A 19,308-nucleotide genomic window follows, 5' to 3' on the forward strand; every position below is an offset into this window, starting at 1 on the left:
TGCTCTTTGCCCTTGTCATCTCTCCTTTTCCCTCATGTTCTCAAGAAAGTGTGGGTTACAGGAACTCATAAATAGATTTCTAAGGAGAATTTATATGGAAGTTGGAAAAACTTATAAGGTTATTAACCCTTGTCAGATTGATGGAATTAACTTCAATGAAGGAGATATTTTAAAAGTAATATCTAAAAATAATATGAAAATAGAAGTCGAAAATATGGAGACAAAGGAAAAGAAATTTACTTATGGTATGTTTTTAGAAATTGCTTGTGAGGAGGTATCATCATGGGATTAGATATGGGTTTGATTGGAACATCAAAAAAAGACATTAAAAAAGAAGAAACATTGATTTATTGGCGAAAATCAAATGCTATTCATCGTTGGTTTTCTGAATATATTATTGATAAATATAACTTAGAAACTGATGAAATAGAAAACTGTAAAGAATATCCGATTGATAAAGAAGCACTAACTATTCTATTGGCTAATTGTAAGTTAGTGTTAGATGACCATAACTTAGCAGAAACTATTTTACCTACTCAAGATGGCTTTTTCTTTGGAACAACGGAATATGATGAATATTATTTTGAAGATATAAGATATACTGCTAGCTATTTAGATACCATTTTAAAAGTTCTATCTTTAACAGAGTCTGATGATATAGAGCTATCTTATGTAGCTTGGTGGTAAAAACAATATATAGAGGTGCTATTTAGTACCTCTTTTTCTTTTGGGGGACATTTTTCTTTCTCTTATCGGAGCGAGCGACCCGCCCCCTCGCAAAACGTACATTGTACGTTTTAATTCCGATAAGGAAAAATGGGAAAATACTCCCTTTAGTCGCATTTTCTCCACCATTTTCTAAAGTGAGATAAAGAATTATAAGGTATAATAAATAAAAAATAATAACAGGAAAAAAGATGGCTAAAGCCACTTTTTGATTAAAAGAAGCTCCTTGCAGTCGCATGAAAGAAATCATTGCAGGACAATGATTCCTTATTTTGATTCTTTTAACATGAGTTCAGAGTCTTGCAAGGGACGTTTCACTCTTCGCCCTTGTCAATCCTCTTTTTCTCTCATGTTCTCAAGAAAATGTGAGGCACGTAAGCAACACAAAGAATTTTTAATCAATAAGGAGAAAAATTATGTTTAATGAAAATAGTGGATACGTAGGATCAAGTCGTAGTGTAAGAAGTGCAGAAGCAATTGAAGAGTTTGAAATGCCTTTATCAATGATTGATAAAGCTACTATTCATGATTTTATTGATGAATTTGAAGAAGATGAAGATTATAAAGGATTAGATCAATTAAGAGATTTATCTGTAACTCTTTGGAAATATGCTTGTAAACGAGCAGGAAATACAAGTTGGCACCACACAGGAAAATACTTTAATAGAACAAACCATTATTCATTACCATATACAGCAGAATGGTTGTTAGATTATGGGGTAGATCGTTTGAAAGAAGATTACAAAGAAGATAAAGAAGAAGAGCGAAAAGAGAAAGCTAAGGAATTAGAAAATATGGAATTAGCAGTTGCTCAAATTCAAGTGTGGGGTGGTAGTAGAAGACACCCAAGATTATTAAAAATAGAAACTGTAATGGGTGTAGTCAAAGGGGATTGGCTATATGCAGTTAGTGAATCAGAACAGTCTAAATATAAGATTTATGCAAATAAAGTAGAAAATATTAGTTATTTCAAAATGGACGAATATTATTCTAAATTAATCAAACGTTTTCCAGAATTTAAAGCGATGAAACGTCAAATTAATCAATGTGTAAAACGTTTAAAATAAAAGAAAAAGGCTAGAATTTCTAGTCTTCTTTTTTATTTCAATATATGATAATATTTATTTGTATACCTTTATTTTTTATTATATGAAACCACATGGTAGATCTGTATAGGTCTACCACTTTTTTATGTTAAAATGAATACGTAGTGTGTAAACAATCAAAAGGAGAGCAGGTCATATAAGGCTTGCTCTTTTATTTTTATATTTATTTCAATAATGTAATTTATTTTCCAAAAAATAAATATGGATTTACATAATAATTTCAAATATGATAAAAGTGAGTATATAGTTATCTAATTAAAAATAAAAGATGGTGAGAGGATTTATGAAATTAATTAATTTATTACGAAAAATATTTTATAAAGATGATTTAACTGAAAAAGAGAGTACATGTATAAATGAATTTGATATAAGAAAAGAAAATGAAGAAAATGATGATACCAATTTTATTTGCAAAAAGAAAAATAATGAAGTTAATATATACGGTGTTTCTTTAGATAAAGATGTTTATGATCTGTTACGCAAAAAATATATCGCATTTGATGTAGAAACTACTGGTTTAAATGAATCTGTTGATAGAATTATCGAAATAGGAGCGATTATTTATGAAAATGGTATCCCTACAAAAAGATATGAAACACTTGTAAATGCAAAAGTAGAGGTTCCACAATCTGCAACTAACATTAATCATATAACTAATGAAATGTTACAAAATGCACCTCAAGAAAAAGAATGTTACGAAAATTTAGTAGAGTTTTTAGGTGATGCATTGAACGGAGAAACTATAATATGTGCTCATAATGCTAAATTTGATATGAAATTTTTATCTGCAACTTTAAAAAGATTAGGTTATGATGCCAATATATCCTATATTGATACACTTGCTTTATCTAGAATATATGTAAAGGGATTAATTAATTATAAGCAAAATACAGTGGCAGAACATTTTAATTTATGTAATAAAAATTTACATAGAGCAGGAAGTGATGCAGAAATTTGCGGAAATATTCTTTGGAATCTATTAGATATTATTAATATAGAATATGAAAAAAGAAGACCTACGTCTGATGAATTAGAAGTTTGTGCCGTAATTCAAAATATTATATCAAAAAAAAATAATGCAGAAGAATCATTGGCATTTTATAAATTGAGTGGTAATTATGTGGAAGTATCTTTTTTAAGAAATAATTTACGATATGGTATGTTTAAATTTAAATTTGCTAAAAAGGGTAAGTATATTATTGTTTCGAAAAACATACAAAATATCGAAAATTTTGCTACAGAATTTTGTGTAGAAAGTGAAGGTGGAAAAGATTTTATACGCCTATTTTTCAATTCGCCACTTGAATTGGAGAAAATAGATCAGTATCTTTTTGATGTATATAAGAAAACTAAAAATACTGCTATCAAGAATCAAGAAATTATGAATAGATATAGATCTGATAGTAAATTAAGTGATGGGTATCGTAATATATTCAATAATTATTTATTAGAAAAAGATATTAAAGAATTACTGAATATAGTTAGGAATAAACAATATCCAATATGCAATCCAATATGCAAAGTTATTCCAGAAATATCTGTTAATAGGGAAGATATAGAAATTCATCCTATACATAATAGAATTCCTATAGATCAGATTAAAACATTAGAACATTCTCCTAAGGCTATCAAACAACGATTTGTATTGTTTGAAAAAGGAGAAATTCTTAGAAAGGAAGGAAATATAAAAGAAGCTATTAGATTATATGATAAAGCTAGATATAATGGATATGATGCACCCGCTTTATATAAATCATATGCAATGGCGTATAGAAAATTAAAAGATTATGATAATGAAATAGCTATTCTCGATGAAGGAATTGCACAATATAAAAATCATAATACTTTAATAACTAGAAGACAAAGAGCAATTCAATTATTATTAAAACAGAGAAATAAAAATACATAGATAATCAAAAGGAGAGCAGGTCATATAAGACTTGCTCTCTTCTTTTATATTATTTATTTTCAAATTCCATTTGTACTTTACCATCTTTAATGATTAAAGAAGCAGTATAATTCTTTTTATTCTTTGATTTAAAAGTCATAGGATCCGTTTTTTGTCCATTCACTAACTTCATTAATTGTTGTTTAGGAATCTTCTTTCCTCCCCATGTTTTAGGAATTGCAGGAGAATGACATTCTTTATAGTTTTCACAAGAATAGAATTTACCTTTATCTAAAATATTTCCCTGACAAACAGGACATTTACATAATACAGAATCCTTCTCAATAGACGCTTTTCTATCACTTAACGATTGTTGAATATATTGATTATCCTTCATTGCAGTTGGTAAATTGGATACTTCGTGATTAATAAATTTTTGAATGTTTTGTAAAAAATGAGCTTGTAAAGTCTTTGCTTGCTGGGCGTTTTGAGCTTTACCAATATTGGACAATGATTTTTCCCATTTGGCAGTCATTTCTGCACTCTTCATTAGAGGAATTTCTTCAATTAATTGACAAAGAAGATTTCCGTTTTCAGTAACCATAATTTGATTTTTCTGAATGGTAATATATTCACGCTTCTTCAAAGTTTCAATAATCCCTGCTCGTGTAGCTTCTGTCCCAATCCCTTCCACTTCTGAAAGAATCGCTTTTTCATCATCATCTTCAACGGTTTTTCCAACATTCTTCATTGCTGTAATCAACGTTCCTTCTGTAAAGTATTTTGGAGACTTAGTTTCTTTATTTAATGTTTCTAATTTGACCTCACATGGATCCCCTACACTTACCTTTGGAAGTGTTTGATTTTCTGAATCTTCTTTTGCTGGAGTAGATAATAAGGCTTTCCACCCTTGTTCTAACGGGGTATTTCCTTTAGTTTCAAAAGTTAATGATTGATATTGAGTTGTAATCTTCGTTTCTGAATAGCGGTAAGGTGGGTAGAACATTGCTAGAGTTTGTTTTAATACCAATTGATAGATTTTTTGTTCTAGATCTCCTAATTTATTCCATTGTTGTGGGTTAGGCACATTTTTTGTTGGAATAATTGCATGGTGTTCTTGTACTTTTTTATTATTTACATATCGAGAATTGATAGACATATTTAAGTTATTTGGCTTTTCAATCGATAAATAAGTAAAGTAATCATCAATATGTTCCGCTAGATAAATAAATTCTTGATCCGTAATGTAGTTACAATCCGTTCTAGGATATGTAAGTAATTTTGCTTCATATAGATTTTGAACAGCTTGTAAGGTTTGACTTGCACTTGCTTTGTATAAAGAATTTGCCTTACTTTGTAATTGACTTAGGCTAAATAGTTTAGGACTATGAGTTGATTTTTCTTTGACTTCTACATTTTGAATCAATCCTGTATGTTGATAAGGATTGATTTGAGAGAAGAAAGATTGATATTCTTCATCAGTAAAGAATTTTTTCTCTGGAACAAGTTTTCCTGTAAATTGACCATTTTGGTGGTTGATGTTTGCTTGAACCTCTTTATAAGGCTGAGGTTTAAAAGTTTCAATTTCTCTATTACGATCATAAATCATATAAAGTGTTGGTGTCTGTACTCGACCAATCGAAAGGACAGTTCTAAAGTTAGGAATTTGATCATGTGTCAGAATGCTTACTAATCGAGATAAATTCATACCCACAAGCCAATCTGCTTGAGAACGTGTTTGAGCTTCAATAAAGTAATTGTAGGTTTCTTCGTTAGATTTTAATGTAGTAAACCCCTTACGAATCACGTCTTTTTCTAAAGAATTAATCCATAGACGTTTAATCATTTTGTTGGAACAACCAGCAAGCATAATAATTAAGCGAGCAATTGCCTCTCCTTCACGATCAATATCTGTCGCAATAATAATTTCATCTGCTTCTTGTAGGTGTTTTTTCACGATAGAAAATTGAGCTTGTTTGTCTTTAGATACTCCATATTGGAAAGTTTCTGGAATCATTGGTAATTGAGATAGATCCCATTTTCCCCATTCTTCTTTATATTCACTAGGTTGTTTTAATCCTACTAAGTGTCCGAACCCATAAGTAATTACACATTGACCATTAAATAAAGAATCTTGTACTTCAATATATCCTTTGTATTCTTTGCTTTGTTGCATAGCTCCTGCATATGCACGAGCTTGATTTGGTTTTTCTGCTAAAATGACAGTTTTCATAATTTTATCTCCTTCTATAAATAAAAAGAGAAGATATAAACTATCTTCTCTTCATCAATTATTAAATCTAGTATCTTTTAACCATTATTTAGATAAATAAGGGAAGACTAACACTTAAATTATATAAAATATGAGCGATAATCGAAGAATAATTATCTTGATTTTTCCATCTCAATACTCCATAAATCAATCCATTAATAAAAAATGGAAGTAAGAATGTTTGTGGTAAGTGATAACACGCAAATAGACCTGCACTGATCACAATAGCAATTGCTTGATGATATTTCCAATGGAATTTTCTTGCTACTTTATCTAATGCTGGAATCAATCCGTCCCTAAAAATTAATTCTTCTAGAATAGGAGCAAGGATTATTGCATAAAGAATAGCTCCTGTATTTGGAAAAATAGCTTCTTTTGGAATAATACTTTGTTTTTGAAAAACTAATTGTATAGATGTACAAATAAAAGAAGAAAGCCATAATCCAATAAAAGAAAATAGAATGTTTTTAACTTTTTTCATACTCATAAATGAGGGGAATTTCTTCCCCTCTCCCCTTTTATTTTAGTTGATAAATATATTATTATTTTAACATATTATCTTTCTAAGTTTTCGTTATTTTGACGATACATTTGTTGATTTTGTTCTTGTTTTCGTTTCTTTTTCGCTTGTTCTTTGAATGAATTTGGATAAACCTCAAGCTCTAACTCATTATCTGTCTTTAAATCTGCTCTATCTGAATAAATAATCGTATCTTCTATTCCTTTTTGTTGTTGGTAATGAGTGATTACACTCTCGTTGTCATTTGTAACGATATATTGAGTGTCTTGTTCCCAACCATTCACTTCTAAATAACAGAATAATTCATTTGGATCTTTAAATCCTCGTAAATGTTTAGGTTCTCCGAATGAAAGTTGTAAAGTGTTTGGCTCTTTTCCATGATGAACCCACTCTTTTGTTTGTTTATCATATTGACTATAGCCAACACGGTTTCCATCTTTTTCCCATTCTAGCAATAGATAAGATGGACATACTTTCATCAATTTACGTTCTTCTAATTGTGTGGCTAGTTCTAGTGGAATAGGGACTTCTTGAATCACTTCATTTCTCAATTCAAAAGCATTTTCAATCACTTCATCGTTAGAATAACTTGGAAGCACTGCTTCTAAAATATCTGGATCTAATTCATGAATCATTTCTTCGGTTAAGTTTGCTGGTGGGTTTAATAACCCAACTAAATTTCCATTATGAGCTACGACTTCCCCATAGATTTTAGACTCTCCATTCATTTGACGTTGATAATCTTGTAGGTTATCAAAAGTTACTGTTTCTACTGCTAAAGAATGATTGTTAGGAATCTTTTGTTTTTCTTGATAGAAGGCAGTTGTTGCTTCTTCATAAGTATCATAAACGCCTATATTTTCTTCATAATGACGAATATACATTTTCCCTTGTTGCTCTACAGAATATGAATTTACTTCATATTGTTTGTAGTTTTGTTCTTTAGGTGGAATCTGTGTTGGTTCGTTCACTTCTTTTTTAACCTCTTCTACGGGTTCTTCTTTTTGGATTTCAATTACTGGAAGAGGAAGCTGATCTTTTTGTAAAACTTCGTTCCAATCTTTTTGAGTGGTTGGTAGATCTGTAGATACTACAGTTTTAAAAGGTTCATTGGTTTCTTTATTAACAAAATTAAATGCTGGAATGCGTTCCGCAAAGCTCGCAAATTCTTGCCCTGCTTCGTCATTATCTGTACAAATCACAATACTTTCTACAGAGATATTTTTATCTTCAATCAAATGCTTGTAAGTTTCCATCATAACATTTTCTTTTAATCCGTCCATAGACAAGTACATCGTATCTTTTTCTAAACCATGTAAAGTCGCATAACTCATAGCGTCAATAGAAGACTCAAATACTTTTAAATGTTTAGGTTGCCCATTCGTGAAGTTAAATCCATATCCACTTGTAGAATTACGTTGAATCGATTTCCAATGAGTTCGACCGTTAAATGATTTTTTCATTTTAACTGTTCCCTGCTCGCTCGCTCCAACAATATGGTTATTTTCATCTTTCCATAAAAATACAACATTATTACGTTGATCTTGCACGATATTTCCTTGTTCATGTAACCAATCTACAAGGTTTGGATCAATTTTTCGTTCATTTACTAAGTAGTTTTTCGCTTGTTGGAAGGAAGCACTTTCTTTAGAAGAATCGTATTCATAAGGTTGATGACTTTGTTGTTCTACCTTTGATAAGTCAATCGTTGAATAATCTCCTTCATTAATCCAATCTACTGCTTGTTTAAAATCATCAATACCAACGACTTTTCTAGCAAATTCAATAGGATCTCCACCGAATTGTCCATTATTTTCATAGAAGTTATTTTTGTTTACCGTAAACACCATAGATCGATTATTGGCGTCTCGATATTGATTGGCTGAATCTCTATGTAATGTAATTCCTGCTCGTTGTGCTACTTCTAGAATGTTTACACTTTTAGCATATTCAACCTTCTGCATGAATTTTTGGTTTGGATACTGAGTTTTTCTTGTTAGATGATATTTTAAATTTAATTCATCTAGTTTTTCTTTATAGATTTCTTGTTTTGTTTGATTATCATAGGTCTTTTGTAGAATCATATCTAGTTTTTCTTTTTCTTCTTGAGAAGAAGAAGGTAAGCTCTTTTGTAAATATTCTAACGCTGCTTGACACGCTTCAATTTTTGCTGGGCGTGGTTTATCAAAATCACGGATAAAGTATCCTTTTAAATCTTGTGTAACTTCGTCAAAGTAAATATGGTAATCAAAAGAACGATTTTTAAATTGAGTTTTAACATTGTAGTGATCATATACTTCTACAGAATAAGGATTTTTCTTTACTTCTTCCTGTAAGTCTTCCAATGTTTCTCTATATTCTACAAATTTTTCTGGCAAGTAAGAATCAATAGAAGGGAATTGTCCTAAATCAAATCGTAATTCTTCATAATAGTTAGGAGTTGTATGCAATCGTACATAAGCCTTATCGATACTATCTTCTTCATCTTCATAAAGGTTTCCTAACAATTCATCGAACTCATCTAATGTATAAATATGTTTATCAATTCTAGGATCTTCTGAAAATTCAATCGTTAAATATGGTGTTTCTAATTGTCCGTCAATCTGAGTTTTAGAACTCAAATTCATAAATTTAACTTTTTCTTCATCAGAAAAATCTTCTAAGAAAGAATAGTCTAAATCATATTTGTAAATTCCTCGACTCACTTCATCTTTCATTCTTAAGTAGTCATCATAGGTTTCAAATGGTAATAATTTTTCTTGAATAAGGTATTCAATGACTTCTTTTTGATAGCGAAGAGGTACAAGTTCATATTTTTCTGGATCATAATAGTTAATGTCGCAAATTCCTTTTTTCAAATCATAGCTAACACTAACATCTTTAGAATCTCCTGCTTGATTGATGATTTCAATAGAATATCCTTGACCATCTTTTGCACGATCATAGACATAATTTTTTAAAATCATATCGTAATGATATAAGCTAATATATTTATCTTCTTTTGGTTCTTCCCATTCTTCTAGTGGAGTAGAGACATAATGTTTTTCTAGCTCTTCTCCTTTATATAAATGACTATCTTGAATCAGTTCTTGGATTTCTTCTGGCGTTTTATCAATTAATAAATCTTCATCATTCATGTATTGCATTGTTCTTTCAATCATCATTTGAGAAGCACTTGCGACACCATTCATCAGTTCTCTTAACTTTTTATCATCAATTCGTTCTAAATTTTTTGTCCAGTTACTCATATAAGCAATAGAATTTTCTTCATATCCTAAATGGAAAGCATTCATTACGACATATGCAGTCATTTCTGCCTGTAATTCTTTTTCTGGAGTAGTTAATTGTTCTGCTTCTTGAATGGAATCTTTAGATGAATGTAATAAACTATGTGCGACTTCATGAATTAATACCGTAAGCTGTTCAGACTCATCATATCGACTATTTAATACGATACGTTTAATGACTTGATCTCCAGCGTGTCCTTCTGCATAGTATCCTTTTGCTACTTTTCTTACTTTTTCTATAGATATAGGAATATTACGTTCGTTCGCAATAGATACCATTGTATTCCCTAATGCTTTTACGGTTTCAGTATCTTTAAAATGATAAAGCTGAGGAGCGTTAGGGAATAATTTTGGATAATCTTCTGGCGGAACCGTAGTTTGAGCAATATCAAAGACGGGTGCTGGATAGAATCCTACTACCACTTCCATTGGTTTAAGTTCTTTGTTTCTAACTGCCTTTCGCTCTTCTTTTGTCCAATCTTTGTAGAAGCGTAGCTCATTAGTTTCTGGATCTTTTAATGCACTTGCTTTTTTAGGCGTGAGAATACGAATCGAAGTTTCCCCTTTTTTAATTAAGTACCCTTTACTTTTCCAATCACTCGCACTTGCGACAACCATTGACCCTGAAAACTGACTTTGAATCAAATCTTGATTTCGACTCGTATATCGGTTGATGGTAAAGTCAGACATAAAATTCAATGCCTTTAATAATTCATTGGAATCTTTTTTATAAGACTTGATTTTGTTCAGTGCTACTTGGGAAAGTTCATCAATTCTTTGTTTAATCTCTTCTTTTTTCTTTTGAGTTATAGCCATAAATAATTCCTCCTAACAAAAAAGAAGAAAGCGTGTGCTTTCTTCTTTTCTCATTTATTTTATTTAAAATGGTAAATCTTCATCTTCTTTTTTATACGTTCTGATTTTTTCTTTTCTTTCTTCTTCCTCTTCTTTACGAACTCGAATCCAGTGGGCTTTGACTTCTAACTCATTCACAACCTCTTGCCCCGGCCAGCCTTTAGTATCCAAATAAGAAAAGAAAGACTCATTGTATCGTTCTTCAAATAACTCTTCAAATATTTCTCTTTCTTCATCTAATTCATAGGTCGCCTCATGGTTAGCATAGGTTTTTAATAATCCCTCACTGAAAAAATAAAAATCTTGAATACGACCAAAAGAATCTAATTCTGTCCATACAAGTTCCATAATACTACCACGATAATATTCAGGAATTTCTTTTTGATATTCTGGAAGGACATAATCATTTTCTGTTAACTCTCGATAATCAATAGCTTTAATTGCATATTGATAGAAGTAAGGTTGATCACTAATCTGTAAAATTTTAGGAGCTTTTACTCGCTCACGATCATCATAAACTTCTTTTAATGTAACTTGCTTTTTATCCATATCAACAGCAACAATTTGCCAATACATTGTACTCATCTTCTAACTCCTCCTATAAATCTAAACCATATTCTCTCGCTTTTTGAATGCGTTGAATTTCTTGGTTGGTTTGTTCAAATTCTTGTTCTGCTTTCCATTGTTTCACTTCATTACTCATCAATCGCTGCATTTTTTTGAATTGCAAAAACATAGAATTGGTATGATATTGAATTTCATTTTTCGTTTGATCTCGTGGTTGATAGTGATAATCTTTCGTTTTTATTTTAGCATTAGAAGGTTTTTCTTTCTTCATTTCTTCTAAAATACTGTTAGATAATCGATAATAAATTCCATCTTTTCCATATAATTTATTTTCATAATAAGAATTTTTATTCTCATTCAACTTACCATAAACTTGTGCTTTAAAATCATTTTCTTCTTTTGCGATAGACTTGTATAAAGGAAAGTCTTCATTCTTTTCCATCAACAAATCAATAAATTGATACATCTCTTTTTTTGCTGAATCAGATAAATGATGAGTGTTCCAATTCTTTTTTTCTTCTGGTAAAGTTGCTTTTACTCGCAAAAATTGGTGCTTAATTTCTCGATTACGTTTTATCTTTTTATGAAAATCTTGCTTTACATCTATTCGTAATGAATCACGTAGTTGACTCATTTCTTTGTATACGCTGGTACGATCATATAAAGCATTGGAAAAATTTCTCTTCATACGTTCGATAGTTTTAGGCTTCCTTTTTCCTCTTTGTTTACCATCATTCATGATTTTTCTTGATGAAAGTTTAGGTTCAATCGTTGCTAAATGAATATGAAAATGGTCAGTATTGTAATGAATTGCTCCTGTAAAAATAGTTTCTGGATTTAATTTTTCATCTTGAATCATTTCACGAATCATTACACGACTCGCTTCAATTAATGGTTCACGATTTAATTCTTTAGTGTAAGGATTGTAAACTCCTGCTTCAATTAATCCTTTAGTATCAAAGGAAACTACATCTGTAAACATTACATTTCCATTCTCTTGAGCTTTGTTAAAATCATTTCTTAACTTAGCTACTTCTTCTTGCGTTAAGTCATCGCTGGTAAAATCAAAGAGTCCTGTATTTTTGATTTTAGTTCGTCTAGGTTCCTCTCTTCTCATTGAATCTAACTTTTCTTTGAGCTTTGGTTTTTCTTCTGCAATAAACTCTAACTCTTTTAATTCTAATGGACTTAATTTATCTTTTTTCAATAATGCTTGTTCTCGATCCATGTAATTAACATAGGTTTTGAAACCTTCATTTCTAAACTTTTCTTCTTTTTCTTTTTTTAGTTTCTCTTCTTTTGAATCTTTACGGTTCATATATTTTAAAAATCCTGAAAAACTTTTACTACCATTTTTACCACTAACAAATTCTGTCATCAGTACCATGTAGGGACTTTCTAATTTCATTTTTCTTCATCGCTCCTAAAAATCTTTTAACCAATCATCATCATCAACAAATGTTGATTTCTTTTCTTCTTCCTTTCGTTTAGCTTCTTCTTTTGCTTGTTGAAGAGCTTTCCATTGTCTATATCCTTCTTCTGTTGTTGGATCAATCTTCTCAATTTTCTTTTCAGAATTTGTTTCTAAGATTTCTTCTTTTTGTTCTTTTGTTGAAGACTCATAACGAACTTTACCTCGCTGATCTAATTTTCTTTGGACATAATCTTGTGCATATCGGAACGTCATAGAATCTTCACTATCGCCCATTTGTACTTGCCAATGATCTCCAATTCTAGAAACAATATTTAAAATCATTGAGATTTCTTTCCCTTGTTCTGTTTGTCCTCTAAGTTCCAATAATTTACAATAATCTAAAATAATGTAACGTAATAATTCTGTATCTTTCATTACTTCAGTACATGGATTTAACTCTTTTATCTTTTTAATAGCTTCCATTTCTACATCTGTTAAATAAGTTTGCATTCTATATTTTTCCATTCTTATTCTCCTCCTAGTAACCAATCAATTGATTTTCCTGATAAGTTTGATAACTTTTCTAAATGTTCTGTTGATGGGATTGCACCTTTCTTTCCTTGCTCCCAGTATTTAATCGTTCTTTTGCTAACATTCAATTTTTCACTCCACTGTAATTGTGTACATTGAAACGATAAACGTATTTCTTTTAGTCGCTGACTAATCAATTCTCTTTTTTCATCGTCATAAATAAATCGTGGATAAATTCCATATCGTAAATACTTTGTATCCTTTACTTCAATATTTTTAGTAGTCATTTTCTTCTCCTTATAATTCAATTTCTTCAATCAAATTTCTAATCGATTTATTCTGTTCTTGCATAATTTTTTGTATTTCTTGTACCATAATTTTCGTTTGAGTTACCTTTGTTTCAATATTTTGTACAGAATCGTCATACATTTCTAAGTCTTGAATCATTACTTTTTCTAAAATGTAATTAATATACTTTGTCCGAGACATTTTTTGATTTCCTTCTTCATTTTTTTGGTTAAATTCTTCAACTTTTGAATCAATATATGCTAGTACCGCTTCATTTTTAATGTTTAATAAAATATCTTTACTCATAATTAATCGACCTCGATTTCTTTTCTTTTTTAGTTTGTGAAAAACTTTAGAGAGATTGGGGAAAGAGCATAAGGAGAACCCTATATAACTTTCGCTCATTTCCACTCGCTGAAAGTTATACAAAGGCTGTGCCTTTGGGGTTTCTCGCTCACTTTGTGAAAAATATTTTCTATATAGATTTTTATTTTTTTGACTTATTTTAGCTTAAATATTTTTTTGACTTATTTTGAGTTAAAACTCTGAACACTTAGAGCCAAAAGGGTTTCAAAGTGCTTAGCTTAAAATAGCTTAACTGACTTATTTTAGCTTAACTCAAAATAAGTTAAGATTTTCGTTGACTTAAAATAGCTTAAGTGCATTGACTTAATTTAAGTTATGCGATTTTTACGTTGACTTATTTTAGCTTATTTCATTTTTAGAAGTTCTTCCTGATCTACGTTTTGTTTTTGTCCTTCTAACAATGAAATTTTATTTTTTAACTCATCAATGACTTTTGTTAAGTCTTTATTGTCCGATTCAATAGAAGAAATCTCTCCTCGAACATCAGAAATAGACTCATGAGTTGATTTTTTCTCGCTCTCTGTTTGTCCATCAAGTTCATTTTCAAGGGCTGTAATCTCATCTTTTTTGTTTCGGATTGATGATTCATTATCTTTCACTTTATTTTCGTATTTTTTGATTGCTTGGTTACATTGACGAATATTTTCATCTAATGCTTTTACTTCTAACTCATCAATATTTTCATTTTTTGAGATAGAATTATTTTCTTTTACCTTGTCCTGCAATGAATAAATTGTATCTGTGGTTTCGTCCATGCTTCCCATATTTTCGTTTTCTACAGTTACATCTGTCTTCAATGCTCCATAGTTATTTGGAACATCAAGGACGTATACAGCGTAATAATTTGGCGATACTTTACGAACTTTTGTCTTAAATTCTTTCTTATCTTCTTCCTGCTCAAGTCCATTTCCTTTTGGAATTTCTGCGGTAACTTTTACATTATCTGTAATATATTTTGCAGAAGAAGTTTCTAATGGATTGTATAATTCTTTCTTATCATGGTATTCCGATACATATAAATCCATTTCAAAAGTTTTATTTTTTGGATTATACTCTCGACTTACAACTTCTAATCCTCGCCCACCATAATTCATAGAAGTATGATTTGGAATCATCTTGTAGTCGTATGGATCCTTATTACAAATACCAAGTCCAATGACTCCAGCAGAGAACAAAAGATAAATTCCTAAAGCTAAAAGATAAACACGTCCAGCACTTTTCTTCTTTCCCATAACGTCCTCCTAATGTTCTACTAGTCCTACTTGTTCTAAGTTTGTAATTTGTTTTTTGTGTGTATCATAAGATACTTTCCAGATGGATTGTTGTTTCATTGGTTTTGCTTTTGCATTTAATTTTGTCGTGTAATTTACTTCAACTAATGCTTCACGATTGCCAACTTCTTGATAATAAACAGAAGAATAAATCGTACATTTGTCCATCTTACTTTCAATTTCTCCCATGTAATTTTTAACATTTTGAGGGAATAATTGTTCAATCATTTTTGTTGATAGATCTCCTTTAATGTCTTCTGCTCGTGTCGTATAATTCTCTTTATCATAATTAAAGAAGCAACTCATAACTCTATTGATACAATCATACATCTCTTTATTTTCTTTCGTTGCTGGGCTTGTATTGTTTTCAATTGCTAATTGTTTTTCTTTTTCTGCGTCTTTGATTTTATTTTCTAACTGCGTTTTTTCTTCTTTGTTTGTATCTTTCATTGTTACTTGCTCGTGTTCTAATTGCTCTACTTTTTTATGACTTTGATACCAACCAAATCCTAATCCTCCACATAAAAGGACAATAACAATAGAAATAATCATCAACTTTTTATTTACTTCTTGTTCGCTTTTACTGTTACTTACTCGATTATTCATTTTACTTTTTACCTCTCATTCCATCTCTGATAATCTTCTCTGGATCTAACCATGTTCCGTCATCAGTTAAGTATTTCGCTTGAGCAGATACCCAATCGTGTTTTGTCATACCCAAGTGCATATGTTGCGTGTTACGTGTCGCAATCCACTGACCTGCTTGAACTTTATCTCCAACTTTTACACGAATTGAACTTGTAGTCGTACTAAATTCTTGATAGACCATGTTTAAATCTCCATCTTTAATTACAATCACTGCACGACCTAATCCGTTAGGATATGAATTATCTAATCCTCTTGAAGCTGGATCTCCTGCGAATACTACTGTTCCTGCATGACACGCTAAAATTTTAGGACTTTGCCAGTTTGCTGAACCAAAATCTAATCCATCATGCCATGGGGCTGGTGCGTAGTTTCGAGGCCCGAAGTCTTGATACTCTGCGAAGGTTCCATTTGATGGACTTGGCCATCTCCATTTACCTCCCATTGCTGGAGCATTACTTACTAAATGCTCTCCTAATTTTGTTCCTTCAATCGTTCCAAAGAAATCTGGTTGACCACCGTAATAATCTTTTAATGGAGTATGTTGCCAATTATATTTTTCATCTTTCATCTCATACACTCCATCTTTTCCATCATAGATTGCCACGTGGTGTGTGTTCCCTTTATCTCCCCAGAAACATACATCTCCTGCTTTCGCTTGTTCTTTGTCGATGATTTTAAAGTCTTTTTCTTGTTGCACTGTGGTTCGTCCTAAAGAAATGTTCGTTGCTCGCTTATAAACTCCTTGAACAAATCCTGAACAGTCCAATCGTTCTCCCCACACTTGAGGATTACCCATAAAGTATTTTGTTTTTGATTGAGTTTTTGCTACTCGAATCACTTCTTCTCGCCATGAATCATTTAACCCAGCACAGACAATATCTGCTTGTTCGTTTCCTGCATTAGTTGCAGAATCCATAATCGATTGCTCGATTTTATTTCCTTTGAATTTTGTGTACCAACGGTCTGCCATTGCATAACGTCCTGCTCCACCTTGTCCATTACTTTCTAAAAACCATTGCTCTGGATTTTGACTCATACCTTCAAAGATAATCAAAAAATCTTTTGTAGCTTTATGTACATCTTTCTCTTTTAGAATTTTTAATGAGCCTTGATTTTTGTAATAAGGATCATTCATTTCTTTCCAAAAAAGTTTCATTTGTACACCTAAGTCATTTACAGCTTTACCTTCTTTTTCAGCCATTGCACGAAGAGTTACCAACCTAGCTCCTAACCATTGAGCGACTCCTGTTGCTCCTGAACTTGCATTGATTGCACTAGGATTTAATTGCGATTCAAATTGCCATACACCTAAAATGCCACACGCTGCTTCTGGAGTTGCTTTTGCTGTTCCCACTAGAAAATTGAAAATACTCTTTGCATTTTTCTCCATGCTTTTTGAACTTGTAATGTTAGTATCTACAACTAAATCACTTGCAGTCTGACACATCTCCGCATTCTGTTGTGCTAAGTCATCTCTATGTTTCTTTTCCGCACCAACAAAAATTAAAAAGATGGAGATAAAAATAAAAAGACCAACGAAACCAGCACAAAAAATCGTTCCGATAGTCTTTAAAAAAAGAAGCCACTTGTCTTTTGCAGTGGCTTCCTTGTTCCATATTTTTTTAATCTCTTTAATCATTAATGTCCTCCATCAAAGATTTCTAGTTGTTCCATATCTGGATCAATTTTTACTTGATAGTTTGTTCCTCCTCCTAAGTTCCATACGCTCTCTCCACGTTTTAAATTCATCAATGACTCATATTCTGAATCCGTAAAGCTAGTTCCCATTGCTTTTTCAATTGTGCCTCGTACTGAGTTGTCTAATCGTAAGAAAATATGATAATGACATAACTCAAAAATCTTTTTCACTGAATCTGCAAAGTGAGAATCTACGTGATCAGGTAACAATTCTTTTGGCGATTGAGTCGCAAAGTAAACACCAGCACTAAACTTACGCATTTCTTTTACGAACTTACCGATAAAATCTAAAGCGAATCCATAATTTGGATTTAAAATATTTTGGCACTCGTCCATAAAGAATAAGAAGTAAGTAACTTCATCTGATCGAATCTTTCCTTCTCGTAATAATCGTTTCATTTTTAATCCATTCTTCATTGCTTGTTGCCAGATAATTGAAATTGCTTGGAACATCAAACATAATCGAATATCTTCACTAAAGTTGGTAATTGTTTGTAAGTCGATAAATAGAATTTTCTCGGTATCTAATCCTTCTAACGTTGTATGTCCATTGAAAATAGAAGCATTTGCATACGCCATATTTTCTAATACTTTTAGAAAATCATTCATTGCCATTTTATCGGCCGAAGATTGATTATTTTTATAAATAGGATCATTGACGTAGTTCTTAACAAAGCTATGAAATTCTCGAACCGTTGGATAATCTTTTGCTGGTAATCCAATAATATGAATAGATTGTTTAATTGATGGATCTTGATAGTTTCGTGGTAATAATCCTTTAGAAATATAGAACTCATCAAAAAGTTTATTAAACTCTAGCATATCTACTTTACGCATATTTGGATTTAAAAACTGTACCAACGTAAAGAAATTCGCTCTGTGTTGATAGTAACTTTCTAATTGTAAAAGGGTTTCTCCATCATCATCAGTAGTTGTAGCTAATGGTTGCATTGGATTTAACATTCCATCTTTACCACTCAAGTCTAAAAGTTTACCGTTATTGGTTTTAATCCATCTTGACCAGTCTTTATTAATTTCAAAACCTCGAATATAACAGTTTCGTCCAAGTAATCCATCAGCTAGCATTTTTAGTAATGTAGATTTACCAGCACCACTTTTCCCTAATACTAATCCTGAAAAAGAAGTACGTTCATCAGTAATACGGAACGGATCAAATACAAACGCTCCATTGGTATCTGTGAATCCCATATAACTTCCATTTGGATCGATTAAACTTTGGTGGTTGAATGGATACCCTCCTCCAATTTCTGTAGCGTTTACTTGAATAGGTTTAGTTACGGATTGTTTAGAATAAGGTTTTAATAAGGCTTCCCATTCTTGTTTTTGATACCCTAATTGAGTTACTGCTCTAAAATCTGCACCCATTAATGTTTTTGCTAAGTCATCTTTATTCTTTAATACTTCTTCTTCGGTTGCTCCAGTCGTATAAATACGTGCTTGCATAAGTTTAGGCACTTCATTCCCACTTTTAATTTGTCGAGCGTAATTTTCAATCACTCGGTATTCATCAGCTGCTGCGTCTCGATCAATTTTTGTTCGTTCATTGGACGCTTGATAACGTGCTTCTGAAAGCATAGAATTGAAATCTTTTAGCACTTCATCTTTTTCTACAGAAGAAATATCAATTTTTGTAATCGTGTTTAAATTATTCATCAATCTATAGATCCAAAAGCAATCTGGACGAGTAGGAAATAATGTAGAATACAAACAAGTAACTACCCCATCTCCTGCTTGCGTATATTGTTCTTTAAAAGAAAGTCCTCCTTGCGGTTGGATATTTTGAATCCAATCAAAATCTACACCTTGATTTTCTAATGCAATAACTTCTCTCTTTGATAACATACTTTAAC

16 protein-coding genes are annotated in these 19,308 nt (G+C 31.2%); 4 read left to right on the top strand and 12 right to left on the bottom strand.

Going from position 1 to position 19,308, the window contains the following annotated elements:
- Window positions 1-94: 94 nt before the first annotated feature.
- The 4 genes from C683_RS04270 to C683_RS04290 all read left to right on the top strand — a co-directional run bounded on the left by C683_RS04270 (window position 95) and on the right by C683_RS04290 (window position 3,741).
- The gene (locus C683_RS04270) at window positions 95-292 is read left to right on the top strand and encodes an SH3 domain-containing protein (protein ID WP_009490436.1); all 198 of its coding nucleotides are present in this window, start codon (window positions 95-97) and stop codon (window positions 290-292) included.
- Window positions 283-687, top strand: a complete 405-nt coding sequence (locus C683_RS04275) for a hypothetical protein (protein WP_009490438.1) — start codon at window positions 283-285, stop codon at window positions 685-687. Before C683_RS04270 ends, C683_RS04275 begins: the two co-directional genes overlap by 10 nt.
- A 455-nt stretch (window positions 688-1,142) precedes the next feature.
- Window positions 1,143-1,793: a hypothetical protein gene (locus C683_RS04285; RefSeq protein ID WP_009490440.1), complete on the top strand. Its 651-nt coding sequence runs from the start codon at window positions 1,143-1,145 to the stop codon at window positions 1,791-1,793.
- A 322-nt stretch (window positions 1,794-2,115) separates the two neighbouring features.
- Window positions 2,116-3,741, top strand: coding sequence for an exonuclease domain-containing protein (locus C683_RS04290; RefSeq protein WP_009490442.1), 1,626 nt, complete (start codon window positions 2,116-2,118; stop codon window positions 3,739-3,741).
- Between the two features lie 49 nt (window positions 3,742-3,790).
- Here the strand turns inward: C683_RS04290 and C683_RS04295 are convergent, their stop codons facing one another.
- The 12 genes from C683_RS04295 to C683_RS04355 form a co-directional block, all read right to left on the bottom strand.
- The gene (locus C683_RS04295; protein WP_009490444.1) at window positions 3,791-5,953 is read right to left on the bottom strand and encodes a type IA DNA topoisomerase; all 2,163 of its coding nucleotides are present in this window, start codon (window positions 5,951-5,953) and stop codon (window positions 3,791-3,793) included.
- Window positions 5,954-6,041: 88 nt separating this feature from the next.
- Complete coding sequence (locus C683_RS04300; RefSeq protein WP_009490446.1) at window positions 6,042-6,479, bottom strand: CPBP family intramembrane glutamic endopeptidase; 438 nt, start codon at window positions 6,477-6,479, stop codon at window positions 6,042-6,044.
- A 68-nt stretch (window positions 6,480-6,547) separates the two neighbouring features.
- Window positions 6,548-10,615 carry a DUF3991 domain-containing protein gene (locus tag C683_RS06380; RefSeq protein ID WP_009490448.1) on the bottom strand — a complete coding sequence of 1,356 codons (4,068 nt, stop codon included), beginning with the start codon at window positions 10,613-10,615 and terminating at the stop codon, window positions 6,548-6,550.
- Window positions 10,616-10,678: 63 nt separating this feature from the next.
- On the bottom strand, window positions 10,679-11,239 hold the full coding sequence (locus tag C683_RS04310) for a hypothetical protein (RefSeq protein WP_009490449.1): 561 nt from the start codon (window positions 11,237-11,239) through the stop codon (window positions 10,679-10,681).
- Between the two features lie 13 nt (window positions 11,240-11,252).
- Window positions 11,253-12,629 (bottom strand): MobP2 family relaxase, encoded by a 1,377-nt coding sequence (gene mobP2 / locus C683_RS04315; RefSeq protein WP_009490450.1) that lies wholly within the window; start codon window positions 12,627-12,629, stop codon window positions 11,253-11,255.
- A gap of 15 nt (window positions 12,630-12,644) precedes the next feature.
- Complete coding sequence (locus tag C683_RS04320; RefSeq protein WP_009490451.1) at window positions 12,645-13,160, bottom strand: hypothetical protein; 516 nt, start codon at window positions 13,158-13,160, stop codon at window positions 12,645-12,647.
- Between the two features lie 2 nt (window positions 13,161-13,162).
- The gene (locus C683_RS04325) at window positions 13,163-13,453 is read right to left on the bottom strand and encodes a helix-turn-helix domain-containing protein (protein WP_009490452.1); all 291 of its coding nucleotides are present in this window, start codon (window positions 13,451-13,453) and stop codon (window positions 13,163-13,165) included.
- Between the two features lie 10 nt (window positions 13,454-13,463).
- Complete coding sequence (locus C683_RS04330) at window positions 13,464-13,760, bottom strand: hypothetical protein (protein WP_009490454.1); 297 nt, start codon at window positions 13,758-13,760, stop codon at window positions 13,464-13,466.
- 404 nt (window positions 13,761-14,164) lie between these two features.
- Window positions 14,165-15,052: a hypothetical protein gene (locus C683_RS04335; RefSeq protein WP_009490456.1), complete on the bottom strand. Its 888-nt coding sequence runs from the start codon at window positions 15,050-15,052 to the stop codon at window positions 14,165-14,167.
- A 9-nt stretch (window positions 15,053-15,061) separates the two neighbouring features.
- On the bottom strand, window positions 15,062-15,697 hold the full coding sequence (locus C683_RS04340) for a hypothetical protein (protein ID WP_009490458.1): 636 nt from the start codon (window positions 15,695-15,697) through the stop codon (window positions 15,062-15,064).
- A gap of 1 nt (window position 15,698) precedes the next feature.
- Complete coding sequence (locus tag C683_RS06560) at window positions 15,699-17,378, bottom strand: phage tail tip lysozyme (protein WP_009490460.1); 1,680 nt, start codon at window positions 17,376-17,378, stop codon at window positions 15,699-15,701.
- A complete protein-coding gene (locus tag C683_RS04355; protein WP_009490462.1) occupies window positions 17,378-19,300 on the bottom strand; it encodes a VirB4 family type IV secretion/conjugal transfer ATPase in 1,923 nt (640 codons plus the stop codon). Before C683_RS04355 ends, C683_RS06560 begins: the two co-directional genes overlap by 1 nt.
- Window positions 19,301-19,308 lie beyond the last annotated feature (8 nt).

It is taken from the genome of Catellicoccus marimammalium M35/04/3 (genome assembly GCF_000313915.1).
Taxonomy (GTDB): Bacteria; Bacillota; Bacilli; order Lactobacillales; family Catellicoccaceae; genus Catellicoccus; species Catellicoccus marimammalium.

What these genes read in the sequence shown, in the direction of transcription:
- C683_RS04300 (WP_009490446.1), bottom strand. Translation starts at nt 6,479, where the DNA reads ATGAGTATGAAAAAAGTTAAAAACATTCTATTTTCTTTTATTGGATTA.
- C683_RS04340 (WP_009490458.1), bottom strand. Translation starts at nt 15,697, where the DNA reads ATGAATAATCGAGTAAGTAACAGTAAAAGCGAACAAGAAGTAAATAAA.
- C683_RS06380 (WP_009490448.1), bottom strand. Translation starts at nt 10,615, where the DNA reads ATGGCTATAACTCAAAAGAAAAAAGAAGAGATTAAACAAAGAATTGAT.
- C683_RS06560 (WP_009490460.1), bottom strand. Translation starts at nt 17,378, where the DNA reads ATGATTAAAGAGATTAAAAAAATATGGAACAAGGAAGCCACTGCAAAA.
- C683_RS04335 (WP_009490456.1), bottom strand. Translation starts at nt 15,052, where the DNA reads ATGGGAAAGAAGAAAAGTGCTGGACGTGTTTATCTTTTAGCTTTAGGA.
- C683_RS04270 (WP_009490436.1), top strand. Translation starts at nt 95, where the DNA reads ATGGAAGTTGGAAAAACTTATAAGGTTATTAACCCTTGTCAGATTGAT.
- C683_RS04310 (WP_009490449.1), bottom strand. Translation starts at nt 11,239, where the DNA reads ATGAGTACAATGTATTGGCAAATTGTTGCTGTTGATATGGATAAAAAG.
- C683_RS04320 (WP_009490451.1), bottom strand. Translation starts at nt 13,160, where the DNA reads ATGGAAAAATATAGAATGCAAACTTATTTAACAGATGTAGAAATGGAA.
- C683_RS04355 (WP_009490462.1), bottom strand. Translation starts at nt 19,300, where the DNA reads ATGTTATCAAAGAGAGAAGTTATTGCATTAGAAAATCAAGGTGTAGAT.
- C683_RS04290 (WP_009490442.1), top strand. Translation starts at nt 2,116, where the DNA reads ATGAAATTAATTAATTTATTACGAAAAATATTTTATAAAGATGATTTA.
- C683_RS04325 (WP_009490452.1), bottom strand. Translation starts at nt 13,453, where the DNA reads ATGACTACTAAAAATATTGAAGTAAAGGATACAAAGTATTTACGATAT.
- C683_RS04275 (WP_009490438.1), top strand. Translation starts at nt 283, where the DNA reads ATGGGATTAGATATGGGTTTGATTGGAACATCAAAAAAAGACATTAAA.
- C683_RS04330 (WP_009490454.1), bottom strand. Translation starts at nt 13,760, where the DNA reads ATGAGTAAAGATATTTTATTAAACATTAAAAATGAAGCGGTACTAGCA.
- mobP2 (WP_009490450.1), bottom strand. Translation starts at nt 12,629, where the DNA reads ATGAAATTAGAAAGTCCCTACATGGTACTGATGACAGAATTTGTTAGT.
- C683_RS04295 (WP_009490444.1), bottom strand. Translation starts at nt 5,953, where the DNA reads ATGAAAACTGTCATTTTAGCAGAAAAACCAAATCAAGCTCGTGCATAT.
- C683_RS04285 (WP_009490440.1), top strand. Translation starts at nt 1,143, where the DNA reads ATGTTTAATGAAAATAGTGGATACGTAGGATCAAGTCGTAGTGTAAGA.